Below are 685 nucleotides of genomic sequence, written 5' to 3'. Positions count from 1 at the left end.
TGAATCGGCTACACTTAACTGGACAATAAAATTAAGGTGAAGTAGACTAAACGCCAAACTTGGATATACTGCTTATAAGCATAAGTGGACGGTACTAGAAACTTTATATGGAGTGGCGGGCATGCTAGCCTTTTCGGCAAGCCAGGTGTTTATAAAACAGCTGGCTTCCTGGCTCAAAAAGCATGCCCGCGGAGGCTCCATGTCAAGTTTCGTCGCAAACCCACTCTTTTGGTGGTCTACTTCAACATTACCTAGTTAAGGAGAGACTTAAAATGAGAGAAAGAAGAACATTCACTACAGAATTTAAGGCTCAAATGGTCAAGCTTTATGAAAATGGAAAGCCTAGAAAAGATATTATTAGCGAATATGATTTGACGCCTTCGGCGTTGGATAAGTGGATAACACAATACCAAACATCCGGGTCATTCAAGGAGAAAGACAATAGAACTCCAGAAGAAACAGAGTTAATCAAACTTCGTAAAGAAAACCAGAGATTGTTAATGGAGAATGATATTTTAAAGCAAGCTGCGCTGATACTAGGACAAAAGTAAATGTGATCAAACATAATCGACACAAATACTCGATATCAGCAATGTGCGATGTCCTACAACTTTCAAGAAGTACCTATTACTACGAAGCAAAAGAGCAAGTTAATACAGCAGATGAACTGACAGCAGCTATCCTA

General features: G+C 39.4%; 1 protein-coding gene and 1 pseudogene. Both read left to right on the top strand.

The genetic code is table 11. The features are described 5' to 3' along the window. Positions 1-121 precede the first annotated feature (121 nt). Positions 122-259 (top strand): hypothetical protein, encoded by a 138-nt coding sequence (locus tag JN080_RS28955; protein ID WP_256239365.1) that lies wholly within the window; start codon positions 122-124, stop codon positions 257-259. Between the two features lie 13 nt (positions 260-272). Then, positions 273-685: pseudogene (locus JN080_RS28950) on the top strand (transposase); the annotation flags it as partial.

This window comes from Bacillus sp. EB600 (assembly GCF_024494385.1).
GTDB lineage: Bacteria > Bacillota > Bacilli > Bacillales > Cytobacillaceae > JAEVLT01.
The sequence above is the reverse complement of the archived record's forward strand: the minus strand, read 5'-3'. Positions and strand labels throughout refer to the sequence as shown.

Excerpts from the sequence above, each read along its gene's own strand:
- JN080_RS28955 (WP_256239365.1), top strand. The coding sequence starts at position 122 with ATGCTAGCCTTTTCGGCAAGCCAGGTGTTTATAAAACAGCTGGCTTCC.